This window comes from Pedobacter sp. BMA (assembly GCF_001027745.1).
Classification (GTDB): domain Bacteria; phylum Bacteroidota; class Bacteroidia; order Sphingobacteriales; family Sphingobacteriaceae; genus Pedobacter.
In genome coordinates this window covers 1-24,024 of the sequence record NZ_LECU01000005.1, presented here as the reverse complement: position 1 = coordinate 24,024, position 24,024 = coordinate 1, and the positions used below count along the sequence as shown (strand labels likewise).

Below are 24,024 nucleotides of genomic sequence, written 5' to 3'. Positions count from 1 at the left end.
TGTCTTAATTTTTAATCAGGAATTAGTGTAAAATCAATTTGACGTTTAGAAAGATCTACCTTTTTCACACGAATCATCACTTCATCACCCAGTTGATATTTCTTTTTCTTTCTTTGGCCTACGATGCAGTAATTTTTTTCATCCAATACATAAAAGTCGTCGGAAATATCGCGCAGGCGAATCATACCTTCACACTTATTTTCTTCAATTTCCACATACATTCCCCATTCGGTTACACCAGAAATAATTCCCTTGTATTCGGTTCCGATATTGTTTTCGAGATATTCGGCCTGTTTATATTTAATTGAAGCCCTTTCTGCATCAGCAGCCCTTTTCTCCATGGCCGACGAATGAACACACGCCACTTCGTAGAATTCTGCATCAGCTGATTTTTCTCCATTTAAGTAACTTTGTAAAAGGCGGTGCGCCATTACATCCGGATACCGGCGAATAGGAGAGGTGAAGTGGGTATAATATTCAAAGGCTAGGCCATAATGACTGGTCTTTTTGGTGGAATAAATCGCTTTTGCCATCGAACGGATGGCTAGCGAAGTAAGGATATTTTGTTCCTTCTTGCCTTCAACATCAGCCATCAGGTGGTTTAAAGATTTAGCAATTTCCTTATCTGATTTTGTATTGATTTTGTAGCCAAAGCGGGAAGCAAATGTAGCAAAGGTATTCAAGGTCTCCATGTTTGGAGAATCATGCACCCGGTAAACGAACGTGAGTTTGTTTTTTCCTTTAACCTTTGTGGCAATAAATTCTGCCACTTTGCGGTTAGCTAATAGCATATAATCTTCAATAAGCTTATGGGCATCCTTACGCTCTTTAACATAAACGCCGATGGGTTTTCCTGCTTCATCAAGTTTAAATTTTACTTCTGTGCTTTCAAAGCTGATGGCGCCATTCTGAAATTTGCGTTCGCGAAGAATATAAGCCAGCTCATTTAATTTTAATATTTCATTTGCATAGTCGCCGGCTTTATTTTCAATAACTTCCTGGGCCTCTTCATAGCTAAACCGCCTGTCTGAATGAATGACCGTACGGCCATACCATTCATTCTTGATATTTGCGTGTTCATCCAGCTCAAAAACAGCGGCAAAACAAAGTTTATCTTCATGAGGACGGAGAGAACATACACCATTGCTTAAGCGCTCAGGAAGCATGGGAATTACCCGGTCGACCAGGTAAACAGAAGTTGCCCTACTGTAGGCTTCCTTATCGAGTTCTGTGCCCTGTAATACGTAATGGGAAACATCAGCAATATGAACCCCGATTTCATGGTTGCCATTCGGAAGTTTCTGGTATGAAATGGCATCATCAAAATCCTTAGCATCTGCAGGGTCTATGGTGAAAGTGAGAACCTTTCTAAAGTCTTTTCTTTTGGCTATTTCAGCTTCCGGTATTTCTTCAGGAATGGCATTTGCTTCCTTCTCTACCTGTGCCGGAAATTCGAGTGGAAATCCGTACTGCGCAAGAATCGCGTTCATTTCCGTGTTATTCTCGCCCTGGTTTCCTAAAACATGTTTTACGATACCAATAGGATTTTTCACACCTTCAGGCCAATCGGTTAATGAAACCAATACCCGTTGGCCGCTTTTTGCTTCGTGTGTATCGGCAAGCGGAACGAAGATGTCGTGCATCATTTTTTTATCGTCAGCGATTACAAAAGCGAAACGATCTGATATTTTGATGACACCGGTAAAGTCTGATTTTGCACGTTTGATAATCTCAACAACTTCCCCATCATTTTTGCGGCCACTTTTCTTCGCAAAAACATAGGCTTTTACCGTGTCGCCATGAAGTGCATTTTTAAGTTTTCTGGGGGCAACGAATATGTCTTTTTCAAATTCATCCTGAGGTACAATGTAAGCAGATCCATCTGCTGTCATATCAACCGTTCCAATAATAAAGTTTTGAAGGTCTTTCAATCTAAACTTACCTTTTTCAGGCTCAAGGAAAATACCAGTGCCTTTTCCTTCCTTTAATATTTCGAGAATAGTTTCTCTTGATTCCTGATCATTTAGGTTTAACTTGGCCGAAACCTGCTTATAATTTAATGGCTGATTGTTATTCTTTTCGAAAACATCACTAACCAATTGATTAAGAACTAATTTTATATTCGCCGATTTCTTCTTTGCCATACGCTAAAACTGAATTTACCGAAGATACAGAAAAGATGGGGAGATTAGGTAAACCGGGGATTGGAAAATGTGTTACCCCTAATAAGATCATTGATTTATTGTAATTTAAAGCTTAGGTATTTGATCTTTTTTCTGATGGAAGTGTAGCTTAAATGTATCACTTCATTGCTATCCTGAATAATTGCAGGATAACTATATTCACCTTTTTCGTGGTTTTCAAGCGTATAGATGTCAGTCCAGTTTTTCCCATCATCTGAGATGGCCAGCTTTAATACCGAACGGCCTTCCCACCAGTTTTTACCGGCAGAAAGCGGATTGTATATCAGGAGTTGTCGGCCATCTCGCAGGGTAACGGCATCGCTTCCGGAATTGGGGTTAGGTAGTTTTGTTGCTGTAAGCTTCGACCAGGTTTCACCATTATTGGCCGACCAGCTTTCTACAATTACATTTTGTCTGCTTCTGCACAATAGCTGCAGTTTGCCATTTGGATAGGTGAGTATGGAAGGTTGAATTACACCAAAGGTGTCGCAATCGATTATGATCTTTTTCCAGTTTTTAGCTGCCGCATCGGTTTTCTCAATATGAATATTCCAGATTTTTTCATCCTGACTTTCGGTACTTGAAGGATAAAGGATATCTCCGTTGCGGAGTTGTACGGGTTTATTTTTTATCGGACCCAGAAAACCATCCGGCAGTTTAGTGGCCTGCGACCAGGTTTTTCCGTTATCATTCGATGTTTTGTATACTGCCCACCAGCTTCGGGGATTGATACCAATTTTATAGTGGAGATACAGGATGCCATTTTTTGATTTGAACAGTACGGGATTCCAGGTGGGAAAACGCAAAGTGTCATTTTGTATACCGTTCGCAATTTCTACAGGTGCGCTCCATTTTCCTTTTCGGTTTACGGATGACCATATCGAGACGTCATCGCTGCCCTCGTGTTTACCACCAAACCATGCCGCCATTAGGGTTTGCTTATCTAGTGCAATCAAAGTCGAAGCGTGACAGGCCTCGAAGGGGGCCTGTTCAAAAATATATTTGTCTGATATGATTTGCAGCTTGTTTTGGGCTTCAGACCTGAAATTAGCAAGGAGCAGTAGGGTAGTAAGCAGGATTGTAAAGCTTTTAGCTGGCGGGAATGGCATCGATGAGTTTTTTAGTGTAAGCAGCTTTAGGTGCATAAAATATTTCTTCAGGAAAACCTTCTTCTTCAATTTTCCCTTTGTTCATCACCAGAATCCGGTCGGAGATGTGTTTTACTACCGCTAAATCATGTGAAATGAAAATGTAAGTCAGGCCGAATTCCTGTTGCAGATCCCGGAGCAGATTGAGTACCTGTGCCTGAACGGATACATCCAGGGCCGAAACAGATTCATCGCAAATGATAAATTTTGGTTTCAGTGCCAATGCCCTCGCAATAACAATCCGCTGGCGTTGGCCACCACTAAATTCGTGTGGATAACGGTTAAAATATTCTGCTTTTAAACCTACTTTGTTTAAAAGTTCAAGTACTTTTTGTTTACGTTCTGAATCGTTGCTGAACATTTTATGAACCTGAAGTGGTTCCAGAATTGATTGTCCGACTGTCAGTTTTGGATTTAAAGATGCATAGGGATCCTGAAAGATGATCTGTATATCTCTGCGTAATTTTCGAAGGTAAGTACTACCAATGCTCGTTATGTTTTGACCATTGAAAATAATATCGCCTGATGTAGGCTGAATGAGCCTCAGTATCGTTCTGCCGAGGGTGGTTTTGCCGCATCCGGATTCTCCGACTAATCCCAGTGTTTCACCCTGAAAGACATTGAAGCTTACCTCATCTACAGCTTTAACATAATCAGTTGCTTTACCAAAAAACCCATTTTTTACTGGGTACCAGGTGCACAATTTTTCGATCTGCAGCAGCGGTGCCTGTTGATAAAGCTTCGCCCTGTGGAGGTCGATTTCTTCTGCCGTAAACTGATTTGATGCCTGCAAATGGGCATGGCTATCCTCAATTTTTCCGGTTAAAAAATCGGCAACGACAGGTAGTTTTTTTAGTTGCAGGGCAGGAGAAGGGCGGCAGGCCAGCAAGCCTTTGGTATATGGGTGTTGCGGGTGCTGGAATATCGATGCTGCAGAACCTTGTTCTACAATTTCCCCTTTGTACATCACTGCAATATCATCGGCAATCTCCTTAATAACCCCTAAATCATGTGAGATAAATATCATGGCCATATCCCTTTCTTCTTTGAGTTTTAACAATAACTGAAGAATGGTTTTCTGAACGGTAACGTCTAGCGCTGTAGTGGGCTCATCGGCAATCAAAAGTTTTGGATTTGCACTCAGGGCCATCGCTATCATCACGCGTTGCTTCTGGCCTCCTGATATCTGATGCGGGTAGCTGTCGAATATTTTTTCGGGTCTGGGTAACTGAACTTCCTCGAAAAGCGCAATGGTTTTACTTTTGGCGGTTCGTCGGTCGACTTTTTGGTGTAGTATAATGGCCTCTACAACCTGTTCTCCACAGGTGAAAACCGGATTTAAAGAGGTCATCGGTTCCTGGAAAATCATAGAAATCTGATTTCCCCTGATCTGGCGGATCTCGCTGGTGCTGAGATTTAGGATGTTGATGCCATCAAATTTAATCTCCCCTGTAATTTTAGTTGTACGTTCATCATGCAAACGCATGATGGAAAAAGATGTAACTGATTTTCCTGAACCTGACTCGCCTACGATGCCTAAAACAGTTCCTTTTTTGATATTGAAACCGATTCGCTTAACAGCTTTAAACCAGGTTTTATCTTCCTGGTTATAGAAATCGATATTTAAATTTTCAATGTTTAGCATCAGATTACAATTGTAATGTTTTCTGTTGGAATTATATTGATTCCTTTAATTTTTTGACAGAATTTGAGAGTTCGTACTACATTTTTGTTCGCTGAAGATTGACGCAATATTTTTTATATTTGAATATGGCAAAGAACAAATTTGAGCAATCAATAATTGATGGTGCTCACCATAGACTCAATAATTTGGTTGGAAAGTGGACTGGGACTATTAAAACCTGGTTTGAACCTGATGTACTTGCTGACGAATCTCCATCTGAAGCTGAAATTTCGGCTATTCTAGAAGGTCGTTTCATCTCTTATGACTACGTCAGCAGCCTGAATGGGAAACCACTGTCAGGTAAAATGATAATAGGTTTCGATATTCCTTATCAAAAATTCACTTTCGCCTGGATTGACAGTTTTCATATGGGAACGCAGATTATGCAGGCCACCGGGGATGCCACAGCCAATGGTTTTTCCATAACAGGTTCATGGGGAAATCCGGAATATGGCGATCAGCTTTTTGGCTGGCGTACAGAGCTGGAGATTATTGATAAAAACCATATTATCTTTTCGGCCTATAATATTATGCCGGGAGAGGAAGAAACGAAAGCGATTGAGGCGGATTATCAACGGCTATAACAGGCAGGTTCGTGTTAAATATACACTAACTGTTTTTTGAAAGTCAAACTCTTAATTTTAGCCTGTACTATTGCAGGATTTTAAGGAAATTAGCAATTCAATTATTGTTATGCCTTCCGAATCCGAAAAATCCGTCATCGAAAATATCAACTTAACCATCGTGAGTTATGTGGCTTTCACTTTTTTAGGCTATTTCACGATTGGACTAACACTAGCGGTATTGCCGCAGTATCTTCATGCCAACCTGGCTTATAGCACAATGGTTGCCGGAGTAGTCATCAGTATACAGTATGCTGCGACTTTTCTCTTTCGTGGTTTTGCTGGAAAAATTGTAGACAAGAAGGGGCCTAAGCCTGCCGTTTTAATGAGTATGGCTGGTTTTATTCTGAGCGGTGTGGTGTTGTTAGCTGTCGCTTTTTTAAGTGAGTATAGGATGCTAAGCTTGATACTTCTAGTAATAATGCGACTGGTTACCGGTTTTGCTGAAGGTTTGGTTGGCGCGAGTCCGATCAATTGGGCAATACTCAAAGTGGGCCCGGCACATACAGCCAGGGCCATCAGTTACAACGGAATTGGTAATTATGGTGCACTCGCTGCTGGTGCTCCTCTAGGCGTGCTGATCAGTAGTGCATTTGGCATTGAGTATATTGCCATATTTATTATTCTGATCGGTATTGCTGGTCTGGCTTATGCGAATAGCAAGTTGAATATTATTGGAATGAGTAAAGAGGCCCCTCAGTCATTTTTGCATGTATTAAAAAAGGTTACGCCCTATGGCTTGTGTTTAGCTGCAGGCGGAATAGGTTTTGGAGCGATTTCTACCTTCATCACTATCTATTATTCTTATTTACACTGGGCCGGTGCGGTATTCTGCCTGTCGATTTTTAGTGTGATGTTTGTTTTGGGTAGGTTAATTTTTGCCAGGGCCATTGATCAGTATGGTGGTATGAAAACTGCTATTGCCTGCTTAAGCATGGAAGTGGTCGGGTTAGGCATCATTGCCTTGTCGGTAAATCCGACGTTTACTTTTATCGGTGCAGGAATCGCGGGATTGGGTTTTTCTCTTGTTTTTCCGGCACTTGGGGTAGAAGCTGTTCGATTGGTTCCAGCATCCAGTCAGGGATCGGCTTTGGGGAATTATGGCCTATTTATTGATCTTTCTTTAGGCATTACCGGGCCTTTGCTGGGTGCAATATCGACCGGATTTGGTATGAACTATCTTTTCCCTTTTAGTTTAGGAGTTGTGGTGTTAGGCTTAATCCTGGCCAGCGCTATATTATATAAACGGCAACGTTTACAGGTGGCTAACTAATGATAAAGGTCTTGCTGTTTTAATATCGCAAGACCTTTTTAATTCTTAAAATAGAGTTGGTGGGGTTTTGTCATCAGCCATTTTCGGAATCTTCAAATCTGTTCCAATGGCTTTATTTAATTTTTGAATAAAATAGGCAGATAGAAGAGGGGAAGCTAACTCTACATTCTGGTGAACAAAGAAATAGAGATTTTGAAGTCCTTGTTCTTTCCAGCTTACAATACGGTCTACCCATTCATCTAATCTGGAATAATCGCTTTCGTGATTGGCACCCACATAGCGTATAAAAGCTGTCGGCGTGGTAAGGCGCATGTGGAGCATATCTCTGCGTCCGGCAGTATCCACAATGATATTGGCTATGCCAGTATCCTCAAATAGCTGGGCAAACTCTTTTGCGATGGCTGTATTGGAGAACCACTCTCTGTTTCGAACTTCTACGCCTAGGGGAATTACCTTAGGAAATTCGTTTACCACTATTTTTAACCGGTCAAAATCTTTTGGTTTAAAATTATCATGCAGCTGAAGAAAGGTCATTCCTAGCTTGTCTTCGAAGTTGCTGATGGCATCACAAAACTGTTCAACAGGTTCCTTGACGTTGATTAACCTTTTGAAATGACTTATAGTATTGGTTAATTTGGGGAAAAACCTGAAGTCAGCAGGTGTTTTTTCTTTCCAGGTAATTACCTGATCGCTCACTGGCATGCCATAAAAAGTAGAGTTAAGTTCGACTGAATTGAATTGAGTAGAATAATAGGTCAACTCATCTTTGGTTCCTTTTGGATAAAAACCTTTTAAATCAGCTTTGTTCCATTTTGCACAACCCACAGATGCGTGAAACTTTTGTTTGGGTTTATTTGCAGCTAAAATTGCGGCTGTTTCCGGCGCATCTGCCGGTAGGGTGAAATCTATAATGGAAGGGTCTTCTACTTGTCCGAATTTCATAATGTGGTAGTTTTTTAACTGTCTGCTAAGTTAATAAAGAAAATACGGCAAAGAAATATTTCGTACCTCATAATGACCAATGAACAAAAAAAGCGCTGAGTGATTACCCAGCGCTTTCTGATTTAAAATTTTATTATACCAGGTTAATAACCCAGAATCTTCAATACCTGCTTACTATTTTGCTCTTCTCCGAAAACCTCGAAGTTGAAACTTTCATCGCGGTTCCTGCGGATTAGCACGTGTTTCGGACTTGGAAGTAAACAGTGGTGAATACCTCCGTAACCGCTCAATACCTCTTGATAGGCACCAGTATGAAAGAAACCCAGGTATTGAACCTTACGGGTTTTAGGCATAAATACGCTATTCATGTGGGCTTCCTGGTTATAGTAATCCTGACCATCGCAGGTAATACCACCTAAATTGACACGCTCGTATTCAGCATCCCAGTTGTTGATTGGAAGAAGGATGTATTTTTGATTTAATGCCCATACATCGGGTAAATTAGTAATGAAAGAACCATCCAGCATTAACCAACGCTCACGGTCGTTTTGTTGCTTACGCCCTAATACTTTATATAAAATTCCGGAGGCTTCTGCCACAGTGTACTTACCGAATTCAGTAATAATATCTGGTTCCATTACATCGTGAATAGCACAGATTTCCTTAATCCGTTTCACGATTTCGTTTACCATGTATTCGTAATCGAAATCGAATACCAGTGAATCTTTGAACGGCATACCTCCACCAATATCCAGCGTATCAAGATCAGGATTGATTTTTTTGAATTTACAGTATAGGGTTACATATTTTTCCAGTTCATTCCAGTAATAAGGAGAATCGGTTATTCCCGAATTGATAAAAAAGTGAAGTAATTTCACTTTGAAATTTGGATTGTGAACGATCTTATTATTATAAAAATCGATTACATCTTCCATACGTACCCCTAAACGGGAGGTATAGAATTGGGAATCTGGCTGCTCCTCTGCAGCAATCCGGATACCCAGGTTACAAGGTTCTTCCATTTCAACCTCATCATCATACAGGTTAAATTCTTCCTTATTATCTAAAACCGGGATGATGTTTTTATAACCGTCGTGCAACATATCGATAATATATTGCTTGTACTGATAAGTTTTAAAGCCATTACAGATAATGGTGGTATCTTTTGTTAAGTGACCTTTCTTCTCAAGGGCATCTACCATTGGCATGTCAAAAGCAGAGGAAGTTTCAAGGTGAATATTGTTCTTCAGTGCTTCTTCAACAATGTGTCTGAAATGCGAGCTTTTGGTACAATAGCAATACTTGTAATCGCCACGGTAATTATTCTTTAATATGGCAGTCTGGAAAAGAATCTTCGCTTGCTGAATTTTCTTGCTCACCAGCGGTAAGTATGTGAAACGTAGGGGAGTACCGTAGGTTTCAATCATTTCCATCAGGTTTAAGTCCTGAAAATATAATTCATCATCCAACACATCAAAGCCTTCCTGCGGAAAGCCAACGCTTAGATCGAGAAATTCTGAGTAACTCTGCATTTAGTTATTAATAATTTTTGCAAAAATGTAATTTTAAATCGAGAATTAATCTTTATTGAAAATATTTTTACGGTAAGGAAACGGAGCATAGGAAAATGCGTTGCTAATTATTTTCATTTTTTTTAAAGTAATTCCGCTACTCAACCGTCTACCCCTCTAAACCTTAACAAAAACGATTAAATTCTACATCATGATCTCAATTTTCAAAACGAACATTCAAACAGGAGTTGAACTGAATAAGATTGCTCAGCACCTGAATAATTTACTTTCCGGCGCTACCTGGAGTGTCGATCTGACTGATTCAGATAAAATTTTAAGAATCGACTCGAGTGTTGATAAAATTGGTGATGCGGTTTCCCTGTTAACCAGATATGGTTTTAACTGTGAAAACCTCCAGAATTTTTATGCACCGCCGGTTTGGTAAATTTACACGAGTGTCGTTAAATAACTGTTTATCATTGCGAGGTACGAAGCAATCTCTCTTTTAATACAGATTGTTTTGTAACCCGCAATGAGCTAAGAATTTTAACCTTTCCTTAAATATTTGGTGAGGATTACGATGGTTTGGCCTTCTACTTTACCTTCAATTTGTTCCGTATTATCGTGAACCAGTCGGATGTTTTTGACCACTGTACCCAGCTTCGCACTGAGGGTAGAGCCTTTTACATCCAGTGTTTTGACTAACACAACGGTATCTCCCTCGTATAACCGGGTTCCATTACTATCCTGGTGGAATTCTACTGTACCATCCTGCTCGTGGTCGCCTGTTTTCTTTGCCCATTCTAAAGTTTCATCATCCAGGTACAGAATATCTAAACTATCAGCTGCCCAGCCTTCGTTTCTTAAACGACTTAACATTCTCCATGCTGCCACTTGTACGGGCGTAAATTCCGACCACATCGTTTCAGTTAAGGCTTTCCAATGACTGGCATCAAGTTGTTCTCTTTTTTCAATCTGATTTAAACAGATATTACAAACCAGAATGCTATTGTCGGCGTTTGGATTGCTCGTTGGCGGTACTTCATAAATAGATAAGTGATTAGTTGAAGTACACAACTCGCATTTATTGCCAGACCGTGTTTGTAGTTGTTGTGCTAAAGACATATTGCTATTCAGATTTTCGGCGAAAGTAGCAAAACTTATCGGAATAGCGCAAATGATCCTGCTTACATCTGAGGCAAATGGATCTCTGCTAGCATGCACCTGGCACTTCCGCCGCCATTTGTTTCGATTGTATCTATTGCTGAATAAATGATGCGGCTGTATTTTTCAAGTGCATGGATCTTTTCATTATTTAGTGAATTGTAGGCCTGGGCCGACATCACCAGTAAGCTTTCCCCGTCTTTGTTCGAAACCTGTAGCATATTGCCTGCAAAACGATTCATCTGGTCAAGGCTAATTTCAATAATTTCTTTACCTGAACTGCTCAGTACCTGTTTCAAGAAGCTTTTTTCGTGCTGATTGGGAATCGATTCAAGGCAGATCACGGCAAAGCGATCTCCGAGACACATCATCACATTGGTATGGTAGATCGGAAATCCACTTCCATCAACAGCATGGAAAATCACCGATTTATATTCAGCCAGCTGGCAGAAGTTATTCAGCGCACTTACATCTGTTCTGATGCTTAGGCAGGCGTAGGCAATTTTGTTTACCCGATCCAACACCATACTGCCTGTTCCTTCAAGATAGGACTCCTGAAATTCATAAAAACTTAAATCGTTGACGTGTTTGATGTCAAATTGTTTACTTAACTCATCCAGGATGTCCCGCCTGCGCTCCTGTCTTCTGTTTTCGGAAAACATAGGGTAAAGATAAACCGATCCGTCTTCGTGAAATGAAACCCAGTTATTTGGAAAAATTGAGTCAGGTGTCTCCGGTTCGAGCGTGTCATCAATTACCTTCACATCAACGTTGTTATTTCTCAATAATTCTGCAAAATTGTCAAATTCCTTTAGCGCTTGTGCCTGCACATTAGCGTGTTGAGAGGCTACCTGGAATTTATTGTTTTCTGCAGTTTGCTCGTTGAACTTAAAATCAACAGGGCGAATCATTAGGAGGTGGCTTGTTGTTTGCATTATGTTTTCTTTAACTTAAATTATCCCTCAATATTGGTAAGCTCATACAGTGAAAGCCTCCGCGTGCGCGGGAGAGTTCTGCTGATGGCATTAAAATTAATGTATCCGTAATGGTTTCGATATCTACTTTACCAGCTTCTAAGTCCTGGATCAAATCTTTCACATCAACAACATTAAAGCCGGCGGCTTTGAAAGCTTCTACCGTTTTGTCGTTTCTATCGTATCCTAATACAACTCCTTCTTTTATTGCGAGAAGGTTACACGAATCGGTCCATTGTTCCCTGGAATCATATGGAAAGGTATTGTTTCCACTGTAGATGATTTTGGTTGGCTCATTGCTTTTCAGGTCATTCTGACTGATGTCATTCAATAAAGCTTCTACATGCTCAAAATGTTTGGGTGCCTGAGGATTAGCTTTGGTAAACTGAATTGCTGTGGTCGCTTCGAGCTTTTCAGGTTCTTTTAAGAAATTAATGGGTTCAAAAGGATTATATTTCGGTGAGTGCGCAATTGAATTCAGTATTACCCAGGTATTGCGTTTCACCTGTGTAAATACAGTATCCAGGTGCATATAGTCACGTTTACTCGGTATTTTAACTACGGTGACCTTTTCTACCACATCGTTTTCAAAAAGCAGTTTTATCGCTTCATTAGCGCCATGTTCAGAGGTACGCTCACTGCAGCCAATGAGCACATGATTCGGACTTACCATCATCACATCACCACCTTCCAAAGTGGTACTGAAAGCGGGTTCATCACCCGGGCGCAGGAAATGCATGGTTACGTCGGGGATTTCCAGCACCTTATCCTGATAATTTGCAAACAGGGGATGATTAAAGAAAATATAACGCATCAAAAGTGTTTCGCGGACCCGTGCTTTTTTTGCAGGTTTATTTAAAAGAATATGGTTATTTATGGTTGTACCTACGTCACGGGTAAATATCAGATTTGGAATTGGTGCAAAGATCATGGTATCATTGGCCAGCGTGCCGGATATAAAGATTTCAGCAAGCTCTTTAGGATCTGTGTTTGTAAGCTGTATCTGAACCTTATAGGTACAGCCTTCAATGGCACAAACAGCAGCAACTAATTTTTTCCGGATCGATTCATTTTCCAACATTTCGCTTAATAGATTCTGAATTTCTATGACAGATTTCGAATGATGGAAATCAGGATGATTGGGTTTGAAGAAATTCCGGTTTCCCTCTTCCGAATCGATATTTGCAAGCTTTCCTTTTATTTTTTCGGGATCAAGGAAATACATTAACAGTTTGATATAGTAGTCGTATTCGCCTTTTCGGATGGTATCTAAATGTACAATATCTTCAAACAGCCAGTCTTGCGCCTTAGAAGGTACTACCTTTCCAAGGCCGCTATCGGGACTATGAATCAATAATTTACGTAACCGGCCAATTTCGGTGTTTACGCCTACTTTAAAATCTGTATTCTGCTCGCTCATAAATAAGTTAGTTGTTACAAAGCTATTAGAATTTTATGTAGTATCAAGTGGCGGATAACAGGTAGCAAGTACGGGGATTGTTTTATTGCCCGAGTCTTTCAGCTTTGGTCTTTCAGCTTTCCGCTTTAATCCCTATTTTTACCCCATGAATTTTATTATTACTGAAGCACAGAAGGCAATCTTTGAACTATATAATGAAGAAGTTGCTGAAAGTGTAATCAATATACAGGAAACCCGCAAAGAATTTGAAGGACAGGCAACAATTGTTGTATTCCCCTTTACTAAAATATCTAAGAAATCGCCTGAGCAAACGGCAACCGAAATTGGGGAATATCTGGTAACTAACGTAGAGAACATTACCGGGTTTAATGTGGTCAAAGGTTTTCTCAACTTAAGTATTGCTGAAAGCTACTTTCTTAAACAATTCAACGAACAAGTTCTGTCTCCGGATTTCGGCGTTTATCCTTCAAATGGTAAAAAGGTAATGGTTGAGTATTCTTCGCCAAATACCAACAAACCGCTGCATTTGGGGCATGTTAGGAATAACCTTCTGGGTTATTCGGTGTCAGAATTGTTAAAAGCTTACGGATATGATGTTGTTAAAGTTAATCTGGTAAACGACCGGGGAATCCATATCTGCAAGTCTATGCTAGCCTGGCAGAAATGGGGCAATGGTGAAACACCTGATAGCTCAGGCTTAAAAGGCGACCATCTGGTTGGTAAATACTATGTAATCTTCGATAAAGAATACAAAAAAGAAATTGACGGATTAAAAGCTGAAGGACAAACAGAGGAAGAAGCAAAAAAGAATGCACCACTGATTAAAGAGGCTCAGCAAATGCTTTTGAAATGGGAGCAGGGGGATGAAGAAGTGGTTTCCCTTTGGAAAACCATGAATGAATGGGTTTATGCTGGTTTCAATGTGACGTATAAAAACCTCGGTGTTGATTTTGATAAGTTTTACTATGAGAGTAACACTTATTTACTTGGGAAAGGTACCGTTGAAGAAGGTTTGGCAAAAGGTGTTTTCTTTAAAAAAGAAGATGGTTCTGTTTGGATAGATTTAACTGAAGATGGCTTAGACCAGAAGCTGGTGTTACGTGCAGACGGAACGTCGGTTTACATTACGCAGGATTTAGGTACTGCAGAAATGAAACACGATGATTTCAATATGGACGAGTCGATTTATGTGGTAGGTAACGAGCAGGATTACCACTTTAAGGTATTGTTCCTCATTCTGGAGAAGCTGGGTAAAAGTTGGGCTAAAGGTTTATATCACTTATCTTATGGCATGGTTGATTTGCCAAATGGTAAAATGAAAAGCCGTGAAGGAACTGTAGTGGATGCTGATGAGCTGATTGAAAGCATGGTTGCTACTGCCAGGGAAAAAACTGAGGAATTGGGTAAAACAAATGATTTTGCAGAAGAAGATAAGGAAGCACTTTATAAGAATATTGGTTTAGGTGCTTTGAAGTATTTCCTTTTAAAGGTGGAACCTAAAAAGCGGTTATTGTTTAATCCGGCGGAGAGTATTGATTTTCAAGGCAATACTGGTCCATTTATTCAGTATACGCATGCCAGGATAAAATCTTTATTAGCAAAAGCGGATTACCGGTTTTCTGTTAATGATTCTGGCTTTGCTGGTATTTCTGATGTGGAGCTTGAAATGATTTTGCAATTGGCCAAATATCCGGCTGAGATTGCCATCGCTGCGAAGGCTTATAGTCCTGCAAGTTTGGCAAATTATTTATACGAACTTGCTAAATTGTTCAATAAATTCTACCATGAAGTTCCACCAATTGTGAAAACTGAGGCAGGTGAAGCAAAACAGTTTCGTTTAAACCTTTGCAAAAAAACTGCTGATATCATTAATTCCGGTATGTTGATATTGGGAATCATATCGCCGGAACGGATGTAGGCCAGCTGGATATTTAAGGTTTGCCATGCCTGAATAAAAATATAAAGGTCGCCGTTGGTTTTTACAACGGCGACCTTTTTTATTCCCATGCGAGCGGTTTAAATACCCAGATCATCTTTTGCGTACGAAATCTTAGTCTCGAATTCACGTTTGTAATTGTTAGCTTTTTCCTTCCATTCCGGAGCTTTATCTTTGAGATCATCAACGATTGATTTTCCAGTAACCGGATCTTTTTTGGTTACGTATTTAAACCCTGCATATACTGCAGCACCTAATATAGCTGTTTTTAATAGTCCCATGTTTTTCGTTTTTATATATTAACTCAACATTGGATGCATGTAAATGGTTTTAATTACATTACATAAAGATTAATTTACTACATTGATTTTCAAGCTGTCAGGCACTACTATGCCGCTAACAGTTGCTGCGTTATATTTGATGGTATAGGAACCAGCTTTTGTAATGGCATATCCATCTGCAAGATTGAAATCTGTGCTTGTACTGTCACCTTTTTTCAAAGATGTGTAGCTTTCAGCAGGTGGGGGCATCATTCTCTTGGCCATCGGCCCCAGGTAACTAATGTCAGTATGGTCTTCAAATGCAACATCAAGGTATTTACTTAACAATTTCTCGAAAGGCGTATGCCATTTACAGAATTTGACCACAGTATCAGTATTATTATATACTGAGAATTTTATGCTAATGGGCTGACCAAGTTTAGCTTCACCGTTTAATCTGAGTTTACCGGTAACCGGATCAGCTTTTATTGCCGCGCTGGTTTTTTCAGATAAAAGCGTAGTATCACTTTCGTTAACTTTGTTTTTATCATCTGAGCCGCATGCGGAAAGCAAAATTGCAATGGTGCTTAAAATTAGATATGTTTTTTTCATAATATATAACTTGTTAATTATTCGTTTTCAATACCGCTTTTAACAGGTACCGGCTTCTTTTTCCTGAAGCTGGAAAATGTCATCGGACTTTTCGCCGGTCTTTCATCGCCCAGCAGAACACCCCATTGTTTGAACATATCTGTACGATCGAAGATAATCTTCAAAACAGCAATAACTGGTAATGCAAGGAACATTCCTGAAACGCCTGCAACAGTTCCGCCAATAAACACACCAAGGATGGCGAACAAGGCGTTGATTTTAACTTTAGATCCGACAATCCTCGGCATTAGAATATTGTTGTCGAGAAACTGAACCAAAGCAATTACGCCCAGTACATACAGGACAGGTGCAATTTCCTGTGACGATGCGAGGGTTAATAATACGCCGATTATATTGCCAATTAACGCACCCACATAAGGGATCAGGTTGAGCATAGCGAAGATCACTCCAATTAATAATGCATGTTCAATACCAATCAGCATCAGAATTCCACCAAGAAGAATAGTCATATATGTGATTTGAATCAAAAGTCCCAGAAGGTAACTTTTAATGATTGATTCGGTTTCAAAGATTGCTTCTTTCACTTTCGGGTGATGATCGGTTTTGAACCACATAAATATGAACCTCAAAAGAATGTCTTTATAGAACAGCATTAGATAAATGTAAATCGGTAAAAGACCGATGAAAACAAAAATTCCGCTTAATGTAACGGCTGCACCACCAGCAAGCGAGGTTCCCATGTTCATCAGGTCATCACTTTTATCTTGTATAAAGGCTTTTTGGTCGGCACTATTGTATTTGGTAATCCTGCTGATCCAATCACTTAGCGAATTGATATGCTGGGTTACATTTGCCTTGATTTGTGGGAAATCTTTCACCAGTACACCAATCTGATTTGAAAAAAACCACACGATTAGTGCTACAAAAATTGCAACCAGCAAAATAGGCAGTATAATAGACAGAGACTCGGGAAATTTTCTTTTTTTCAGAAACCGGTAGATCGGGAGCAGCATGATGCTGATGAAAAAAGCCATCAACATAGGCATGATAATGTCTCGACCTATAACGAGTACAGTCACCAGTGCCATTAGCCCGATAAGTTCTATTGTGCGCTTAACGGTAAGGGGTAAATTGTTATTCATAAAAAGCTTATTCTGATTCGTTGTAAACACATTATGCTCAGAAATGTTTTTAATATGGGTGTTTGCACACATTTTGGATAGATGAAACCCTCTATTATTTACAGGAATAAAATCATTTACATTTTTTTAAAACAATTTCAATTCAATGCTTTTATCGGCATCGTTTTTGTAACGAAGCTGTTATGAAAAATAAAGATATTTATAATCTGCTTTTAGGTTTGCTGATCATGATATTTACTTATTGGTTTCTGTTCTATCAAATGGCACCTGCAAATAAAGGATCTGAAAAGGTTTTTGTATCGTTGCCACAAGATAACAAAGTGGAATAGTCGTCATTCCTTATCAGTTAATTTCCAGCGGCGGGCATGATTCCATGTTCGGTTGCTCCCTTATTCTATTTTTTTGATGTTGAATTTGATCTGATATAATCCCATTCTTCTCATTTTTTCACCCGTAGATTACGAAATTGGCGCATTTGATATTTTAAGCCTACTTTTATGGAAGGTGCGGCACTGCAAACCATGATTTATGAAGAACATTTATTTACCCTGCGTAATCAGATTGAATAGAAATATTGCCTTAATCTTATTCATCAGCGGATTGTTTAGCGCAATGGCTTTTGCTCAATCACCCTGGCAAAAACTATCTAAACAGCCATCAACGTTAGGTTTGGAGAAGGGCATTTCGACATTTGATGCTGGCGCTTTAACGTTAAGATTGGTAAATTCTTCACAGACTGTGGCGGGTTTGCAACCTAAATCGACCAGGAATTTCGATTTTATACCTGCTGATAGTTTAAAGGTGCGAAGTAGCGATGGACTTTATCATCTCGGCGATATTAACTTAAGATTACGTTTTTCGGGCGAGAGCGCCTGGAAAAGTTATAGTACGGCAGCTAAAAGACATCCGGTAAGAAATGTTGTACTTCCAAAGACAATCGTTGCGGCTAATTTAGATGCAACGCTTCCAGCCGATATTCCCCTGCAGATCACCAGAATTTGGGAGATGAAAAGTGGCCAGCTGGTGCTCCGCTTTCAGATCAAAAATAAAACAGAACGTTTTGTAGAGATCGGTGCGCTTGGTATTCCGATGATCTTTGACAATATCCTGGAAGGGAGAACGCTGGAGCAGACCCATGCCAATAATGTATTTTATGATCCTTACATCGGAAACGATGCCGGCTATTTGCAAGTTACCCGGTTGAGCGGACAAGCCCCTTCATTGTTGGTAATTCCGGTAAAGAATACTCCCTTTGAAGCCTATAATCCATTAAACGACGATAAAACACCCCGGGGCATTGCCTTTGAAGGATTTTACGAATGGATGGTACACAGTAAAGCATTTGCGGAAAATGAGTGGAAAAATGCAAACCCGTGGAACATCCCTACATCAGCCGTAATCAAGCCAGGTGAAACCAAAAATTATGCGTTGCAGCTTGTGGTTTCAGGAAGTGCAAAGGACACCGAGCCACGATTGATTCAGCTTCATAAGCCGGTAGCGATTTCTGTACCAGGTTATGTGCTGCCTAAAAATGTAAATGGAAAGCTTTTTCTGAAATACCCCAAGGAGGTACGAGCCATCAGCGTTTTTCCTGATAAAGCTATTGAGATCAAAGCATTGCCAACCACCAAAAGCGGATGGAAAGCTTATCAGTTGAAAGGGTTGACATGGGGCAGAGCAAGATTATCGGTTACCTATCGGGACGGTTTGACACAGACGATCAGCTATAAGGTTATCGAATCTGAAGAGGATGTGATCAATAGCTATGGCCATTTTTTGACTACGAAACAATGGTTTAGTGAACCAGATTCAATTTTTAAACGTAGCCCATCTGTAATTACCTATGACAATGAAAAAAAGGAACAGGTTAGACAAGATAACCGGGCATGGATTGCTGGCCTAAGTGATGAAGGCGGTGCGGGATCGTGGTTAGGCGCAATCATGAAACAATTGGTTAGGCCTGATCAAACGGAGGTTGACAAACTGAAGACTTTTGTGGACACGGTAATGTTTGGCAGAATTCAGCTTAAAGAAGGGCCTAAAAAATATGGGGTACGGAAAAGCTTATTTTATTATGCGCCAGACTCTCTTCCTAAAGGAACGTATTCAAATTCATTGAATTTCAAAACCTGGTCGGCATGGCCTAAAAAGGAAGCGGACAACCTGGAGCGATCTTATAACTACCCGCATGTCGCGGCTGCCCATTGGGTAATGTATCGCCTGGCCAGAAACTATCAAGGTTTGGTGGATGCAAACAGCTGGAAGCAACATTTAATTGATGCTGCAGAAACAGGTTTGGCTATGGTAACTATTGCACCTTACTATGCACAGTTTGGCCAAATGGAAGGAACGGTATTTTACCTGATTCTGAATGACCTGAAAAATGAGGGGATGCTGGAAGAGGCAGCAAAGCTTGAGAAAGTAATGAAAGCAAGGGCCGATCACTGGCGGTCGTTGGAATATCCGTTTGGTAGTGAAATGCCCTGGGATTCGACAGGGCAGGAGGAAGTGTACATGTGGTCGGATTATTTTGGCTACCAGGATAAGGCGAAAGTTACACTAGATGCAATATTGGCCTATATGCCTGTTGTGCCACACTGGGCTTACAATGGAAATGCCCGGAGGTATTGGGATTTTCTTTATGGCGGAAAATTACAACGGGTGGAGCGGATGATCCATCACTATGGATCGGCACTTAATGCGATTCCTGTATTAACCGATTACCGAAAAAATCCCGCTGATTTTTATCTCTTACGAGCAGGCTATGCAGGCTTGCTGGGGGCTATCTCGAATATAACACAAGAAGGTTTCGCGCCTGCTGCATTTCATGCTTACCCGTCTACTTTAGAGAATGATGGCATTTCAGGAGATTATGGATCCGGATTTTTTGGTTATGCCGTTAACACCGCAACCTACCTCATCAATCACGATGAATTCGGCTGGTTATCATTTGGAGGAAATATTATACAGAAGGACAACGACATCAGTGTCGTTCTTACTACATCAGCTAAATCTGCGGTATTTATTGCTCCTGTCGGATTATGGATTACATCCGATGCAGGTACTATTGAAATGGCGACCTACAATGCGGTAACCAAAACTGTCAGTTTAAAATTGGGCATCGCTACAAAAAATACCCCAAAGGCACTCTTGAGGATTAAACAGGCGGTTGATGAGAATTCGTCAGATCGTTACATGATCTTTAATCAAAAGCTATCTGCTCGTGGTGCTTATGATGTCCCGCTAAATTCAAGTGGTAGTTTAACTGTAACTATAGGAAAGCCCTAGCAGAGCGCGCGACTTCCAACTATACTGCCTTGCATCAAAATGTACACGATGAACCGGCAACATCGTGAACGGTTTTGAAATTATCAGGTGATTCGCTTCACTCCGAAGCAATACCATTTAACTGTTTGTTTTGTCCACGGACATGAGTTGTGAACTAAAAGTTGTTGATTATTATCAAATAATTACGTTGCAAGTCCGCAGTGCCCACCACCACGTTTAAAAATAAGACCATTATTTATTTACTTTGTAGTATTGGTAATACAGAAAAGAGTGTATTTATGTGCTTTTGAAATGCTTGTTAAGAGATATTCATTGCCTGATTGTAAAATATACTTTTGTCCCCCTATATGTAGCCCCTGAATCCATGTCTTGTCTGAACATATTCACTATCAGTGTATAGTAGAATGGTTGAAATCTGGCAAAACTTATGGTCTGGCATGCATATGAGTTGATCTGGTATTATTAGTAACGTCTTTTTTTTTATATATAAGGAATCTTTCCGGTAGGAAGTAATGAATAAATTTAAACGCTGTAAAAACCAATCATCCAATTTTTTTAAAGTTATCACCTTGTTTTTATCGCTCATGGTATTCGAGCGGTCGGAAGTTGCTGCGCAATATGGTGCAACTGCTTTATACACAGATTACAAAGGGTACTGGACGTCTGCGGTTGGTGCGATTAATTCAGTGCAACCGGATAATAAGCATAACCTGCTGGGCTTTAAGTGGAATGGTGTAAATTATTCTACCGGAGTTAACGATTTACTACTTGCAACAAAAATAAGTTTTACAGCTGGAAGCTATCAGGCATTTCCTGTGAAAGACATTCCCTTGCCAGGTACAGCATCGAACTTTGTAGGGCTAGGTCAGCTGGAAGATGGCGTAGATAACGGAGGAGTGTACCCATATTCTGTTCCTGTCACAGTATCCCAGATATTGACAAGAGGAATCAGGGGATTGGATATGGGCTCATGTATCACAAACATTCCTTCTACTGCACAGCCTTTGAGTTTCAATTTCGGTGCGATTGCTGATGATTCTCAGATAGGGGACGGTATTCCTGATATTGTAATTACGCAGGTTGCTCAGGCGACCGGTGCTTTGGATGAAGTGTATTTTGAGGATGCTAATGGTGTTTTGGTTGGGAACAAAATTAGTATAGATCAATCTGCAATATCATCCATGGGTAACTGGCTTCCGGATTTTTATAACCCCAATACTGGCGTTATACAGCCAGGATTTATTAAGACAGACAGACCTATTCGGATATGGGCTGCCGATGCCAGTGCTTTTGGGATCACTTCCTTTAATTATCAGAAACCGCTTGTTCTGCGTTATAAGCTAGGGGGCAGCAGCGATCCAGCTTTTCTGGCGTTTAATACAAAGTTCATTACGCTGGTGACGGCAAATGACGATCTGGCGGCCACAACATTAGGCGTGCCAATAGTTATTGATGTGCTAAATAATGACATTCCTAACAATCAAGCCTCATTGTCGTCTTATACAGTACCTACCTCATCAGCACACGGTACAATTGTGAAGAACGCTAATGGAACGTTAACCTATACGCCGGCCGCCGGATATTACGGACAGGATACATTTACTTACTCCATTTGTACTACTATTAATGGCACGCTTACGTGCGACGATGCTATCGTAACCATCAATATAGCCCCTGATGTTGCGGCTCCTGTTTTTACTTCAGGAAACAATATCCGCTGTCAGGGAGCAGGTGCGAATACATATACCGCAAGTTCTGCTTTTGCCACCTCTATGGCTTTTGCAGTAAGTCCAAATACTGCAGGAACGGTAGTCACCTCGCCAATGACAACTGCGTCAAATGTGGGCACAGCGACGGCCACAGTAACCTGGGCATCTGACTTCTATGGAACAGCGACGGTGACTGCGATAGCCCATGGGTCCAATGGTCCGAAATCCTCCACTTATAATGTAACGGTAAATCAGGCGCCAACACTTACAGCAAGTGGAAATACACAGAATGTATGTGCCGGAATGGCAATTAGTTCAACCTTTACGTGGGGTGGCGGAGCAACTGATGTTTCTTATTCAGCTTTGCCTGCTGGGCTAAGTGCAACAAAAAGTGGGAAGGTTTTAACTGTAAGCGGTATCCCAACTGCAAGTGGAACTTATACGGTTTCTACAACGGGACAAACTTCACCCTGTAATGCTGTGAGTTTAGCAGGAGCGATAACAATAAATGAAGCGCCAACATTAGTGGCATCGGGCGAAAATCAAACGGTTTGTGCAGGCACATCGATAAGCTCAACCTATACCTGGGGTGGTAGTGCAACTGATGTTTCCTATACTACATTACCTGCGGGTTTAACTGCATCTAAAAACGGCAAAGTGTTAACTGTTAGTGGTACACCAACAACCAGTGGAACCTATTCCGTATCAACTCTTGGTCAATCCTCAACCTGTTCTCCGGCATCAGTTAGTGCAAGTGTAAATATCAATCCTTCGGCTACATTAACAACGACAGGAAACGTTAACCAGACAGTTTGCGAGACTACCGCGATTACGCCTATTGAATTTGCGTGGGGAGGATCGGCCACGGATGTGAGTTACACGACTCTTCCGGCTGGATTGATTGCTGTTAATGATGTTGTAGCCAAAAAGCTGATCATAAGTGGAACGCCTACCGCCTCAGGAACTTTTACAGTGAGTAGTGTCGGACAAATTACCCCATGTTTGCCGGCTACATCGCAAGTAACAATAATGGTCACTAAAACGGCAGCGCCAACGGCATCAGATCAGACTTTCTGTGAGATTGAGCATGCTACTGTGGCTAATCTTGTTGCGGCAGGTACAGCAGTTAAATGGTATTCTGCATCAGCTAACGGAACAGCTTTGGCTTCATCTACCACCCTGGTAAATGGTTCGACCTATTATGCTACGCAAACGTTAAATGGCTGTGAAAGTGCAGTAAGAACCGCAGTAAAAGCAACCATTTATCCAAGCCCGCAAGGTTTCAGCGATGCCGTTACTTTAGCATGTGATGGCGTTCTTAACTATAATATCCAAACATCAAATCTGAATAACACAGGTAAAGGTGGAAACAGTGTGCCTTCAGCTTTCACATGGACGGTAAACAACAATGCAGAAGTAGCAGGTGCATCTGCCGGTTCAGGCAACAGCATTAGTCAGACGCTGATAAATAAGAGCAATGCCATTCAGACTATTATTTATACTGTTACTCCAACTTCCACGGCTGCCGGAGGGTGCGTTGGTAATGCATTTACGATCACCACAACTATACCTGTTTGTTCTTCGTTGAATATCACCAAAACAACACCGTTGGTTTCTGTTAGCCAGGCTGGAGATGTAATTCCTTATACGATAGTTGTTAAAAATACCGGGAATTCAAATCAAAATAATGTTGTCGTTACAGATGCTTTACTTGGTGGTGTTTTGTCAAATCCTGCGAAAACAGGCGGCAATACAGATCAGATTCTGGAAAAGAACGAAGTCTGGACTTACACAGGTTCTTATACAGTGCTCCAAAGTGATCTGAATAGCAATGGCAACCCGACTGCTGCAAGCGGACAAATTAGTAATGTGGCCAGTGTTAACACTACTGAACTTCCAACTGCTCAAACTGCAAGCGCAAATGTTAATATTTCTATTTTACCGGGTGTAACATTAGTCAAAACGATTGATGGAGCCATTCCGTCGGTTGCAGGAGGTGTTTTAAAATATAACCTGGTTATTAAAAATACCGGTAATGTCACCTTAAGCAATTTGGTAGTTACCGATGCCAATGCAATTGTTGCGGGTTCTCCTGTTTCTAGTCTGGCTCCGGGTGCGAGCATTACACTTACCGCATCCCATACTTTAACTCAAG

At 40.7% G+C, this 24,024-nt stretch carries 17 protein-coding genes; 6 read left to right on the top strand and 11 right to left on the bottom strand.

Features of this window, described 5'->3' with window-relative positions; translation table 11 throughout:
• Positions 1-11 precede the first annotated feature (11 nt).
• The 3 genes from rnr to AB669_RS09645 all read right to left on the bottom strand — a co-directional run bounded on the left by rnr (position 12) and on the right by AB669_RS09645 (position 4,976).
• Positions 12-2,144, bottom strand: coding sequence for a ribonuclease R (gene rnr, locus AB669_RS09655; RefSeq protein WP_047799117.1), 2,133 nt, complete (start codon positions 2,142-2,144; stop codon positions 12-14).
• A gap of 95 nt (positions 2,145-2,239) precedes the next feature.
• On the bottom strand, positions 2,240-3,292 hold the full coding sequence (locus tag AB669_RS09650; protein WP_082120642.1) for an exo-alpha-sialidase: 1,053 nt from the start codon (positions 3,290-3,292) through the stop codon (positions 2,240-2,242).
• Positions 3,273-4,976: an ABC transporter ATP-binding protein gene (locus AB669_RS09645; RefSeq protein ID WP_047799116.1), complete on the bottom strand. Its 1,704-nt coding sequence runs from the start codon at positions 4,974-4,976 to the stop codon at positions 3,273-3,275. The genes AB669_RS09650 and AB669_RS09645 overlap by 20 nt, the downstream gene beginning before the upstream one ends.
• Before the next feature lie 125 nt (positions 4,977-5,101).
• Here AB669_RS09645 and AB669_RS09640 point away from each other — a divergent pair, with 125 nt between their 5' ends.
• On the top strand, positions 5,102-5,599 hold the full coding sequence (locus AB669_RS09640) for a DUF1579 domain-containing protein (RefSeq protein WP_047799115.1): 498 nt from the start codon (positions 5,102-5,104) through the stop codon (positions 5,597-5,599).
• Between the two features lie 109 nt (positions 5,600-5,708).
• Positions 5,709-6,911, top strand: coding sequence for an MFS transporter (locus tag AB669_RS09635; protein WP_047799536.1), 1,203 nt, complete (start codon positions 5,709-5,711; stop codon positions 6,909-6,911).
• Between the two features lie 45 nt (positions 6,912-6,956).
• Here the strand turns inward: AB669_RS09635 and AB669_RS09630 are convergent, their stop codons facing one another.
• Together AB669_RS09630 and AB669_RS09625 are read right to left on the bottom strand one after the other, a co-directional pair.
• Entirely contained in the window at positions 6,957-7,853 is an 897-nt protein-coding gene (locus AB669_RS09630; RefSeq protein ID WP_047799114.1) for a DUF72 domain-containing protein, read from the bottom strand.
• 143 nt (positions 7,854-7,996) lie between these two features.
• Positions 7,997-9,385 (bottom strand): arginine decarboxylase, encoded by a 1,389-nt coding sequence (locus AB669_RS09625; protein WP_047799113.1) that lies wholly within the window; start codon positions 9,383-9,385, stop codon positions 7,997-7,999.
• A 190-nt stretch (positions 9,386-9,575) separates the two neighbouring features.
• Between AB669_RS09625 and AB669_RS09620 the strand changes: the two genes are divergently transcribed.
• Positions 9,576-9,809 carry a hypothetical protein gene (locus AB669_RS09620; RefSeq protein ID WP_047799112.1) on the top strand — a complete coding sequence of 78 codons (234 nt, stop codon included), beginning with the start codon at positions 9,576-9,578 and terminating at the stop codon, positions 9,807-9,809.
• 101 nt (positions 9,810-9,910) lie between these two features.
• Here the strand turns inward: AB669_RS09620 and AB669_RS09615 are convergent, their stop codons facing one another.
• The 3 genes from AB669_RS09615 to AB669_RS09605 all read right to left on the bottom strand — a co-directional run bounded on the left by AB669_RS09615 (position 9,911) and on the right by AB669_RS09605 (position 12,922).
• A complete protein-coding gene (locus tag AB669_RS09615; RefSeq protein ID WP_047799111.1) occupies positions 9,911-10,489 on the bottom strand; it encodes an alkylphosphonate utilization protein in 579 nt (192 codons plus the stop codon).
• Positions 10,490-10,551: 62 nt separating this feature from the next.
• The gene (gene ctlX, locus AB669_RS09610; RefSeq protein ID WP_047799110.1) at positions 10,552-11,463 is read right to left on the bottom strand and encodes a citrulline utilization hydrolase CtlX; all 912 of its coding nucleotides are present in this window, start codon (positions 11,461-11,463) and stop codon (positions 10,552-10,554) included.
• A gap of 10 nt (positions 11,464-11,473) precedes the next feature.
• Positions 11,474-12,922 (bottom strand): arginine deiminase family protein, encoded by a 1,449-nt coding sequence (locus tag AB669_RS09605; RefSeq protein ID WP_047799109.1) that lies wholly within the window; start codon positions 12,920-12,922, stop codon positions 11,474-11,476.
• Between the two features lie 145 nt (positions 12,923-13,067).
• Between AB669_RS09605 and argS the strand changes: the two genes are divergently transcribed.
• Positions 13,068-14,840, top strand: coding sequence for an arginine--tRNA ligase (argS, locus tag AB669_RS09600; protein WP_047799108.1), 1,773 nt, complete (start codon positions 13,068-13,070; stop codon positions 14,838-14,840).
• A gap of 98 nt (positions 14,841-14,938) precedes the next feature.
• Here argS and AB669_RS09595 read toward each other — a convergent pair whose 3' ends face one another.
• From AB669_RS09595 to AB669_RS09585, 3 genes are all read right to left on the bottom strand, one after another.
• Complete coding sequence (locus tag AB669_RS09595; protein WP_047799107.1) at positions 14,939-15,139, bottom strand: hypothetical protein; 201 nt, start codon at positions 15,137-15,139, stop codon at positions 14,939-14,941.
• Positions 15,140-15,208: 69 nt separating this feature from the next.
• Entirely contained in the window at positions 15,209-15,730 is a 522-nt protein-coding gene (locus AB669_RS09590) for a hypothetical protein (protein ID WP_047799106.1), read from the bottom strand.
• A 17-nt stretch (positions 15,731-15,747) separates the two neighbouring features.
• Positions 15,748-16,872: an AI-2E family transporter gene (locus AB669_RS09585; protein ID WP_047799535.1), complete on the bottom strand. Its 1,125-nt coding sequence runs from the start codon at positions 16,870-16,872 to the stop codon at positions 15,748-15,750.
• 528 nt (positions 16,873-17,400) lie between these two features.
• On the opposite strand from AB669_RS09585, the gene AB669_RS09580 reads away from it, so the two are divergent.
• Together AB669_RS09580 and AB669_RS09575 are read left to right on the top strand one after the other, a co-directional pair.
• On the top strand, positions 17,401-20,160 hold the full coding sequence (locus tag AB669_RS09580; protein ID WP_047799105.1) for a DUF5695 domain-containing protein: 2,760 nt from the start codon (positions 17,401-17,403) through the stop codon (positions 20,158-20,160).
• Positions 20,161-20,744: 584 nt separating this feature from the next.
• Positions 20,745-24,024 (top strand): S-layer family protein (locus AB669_RS09575; protein ID WP_197082388.1); only part of this gene is annotated, 3,280 nt, incomplete at its 3' end.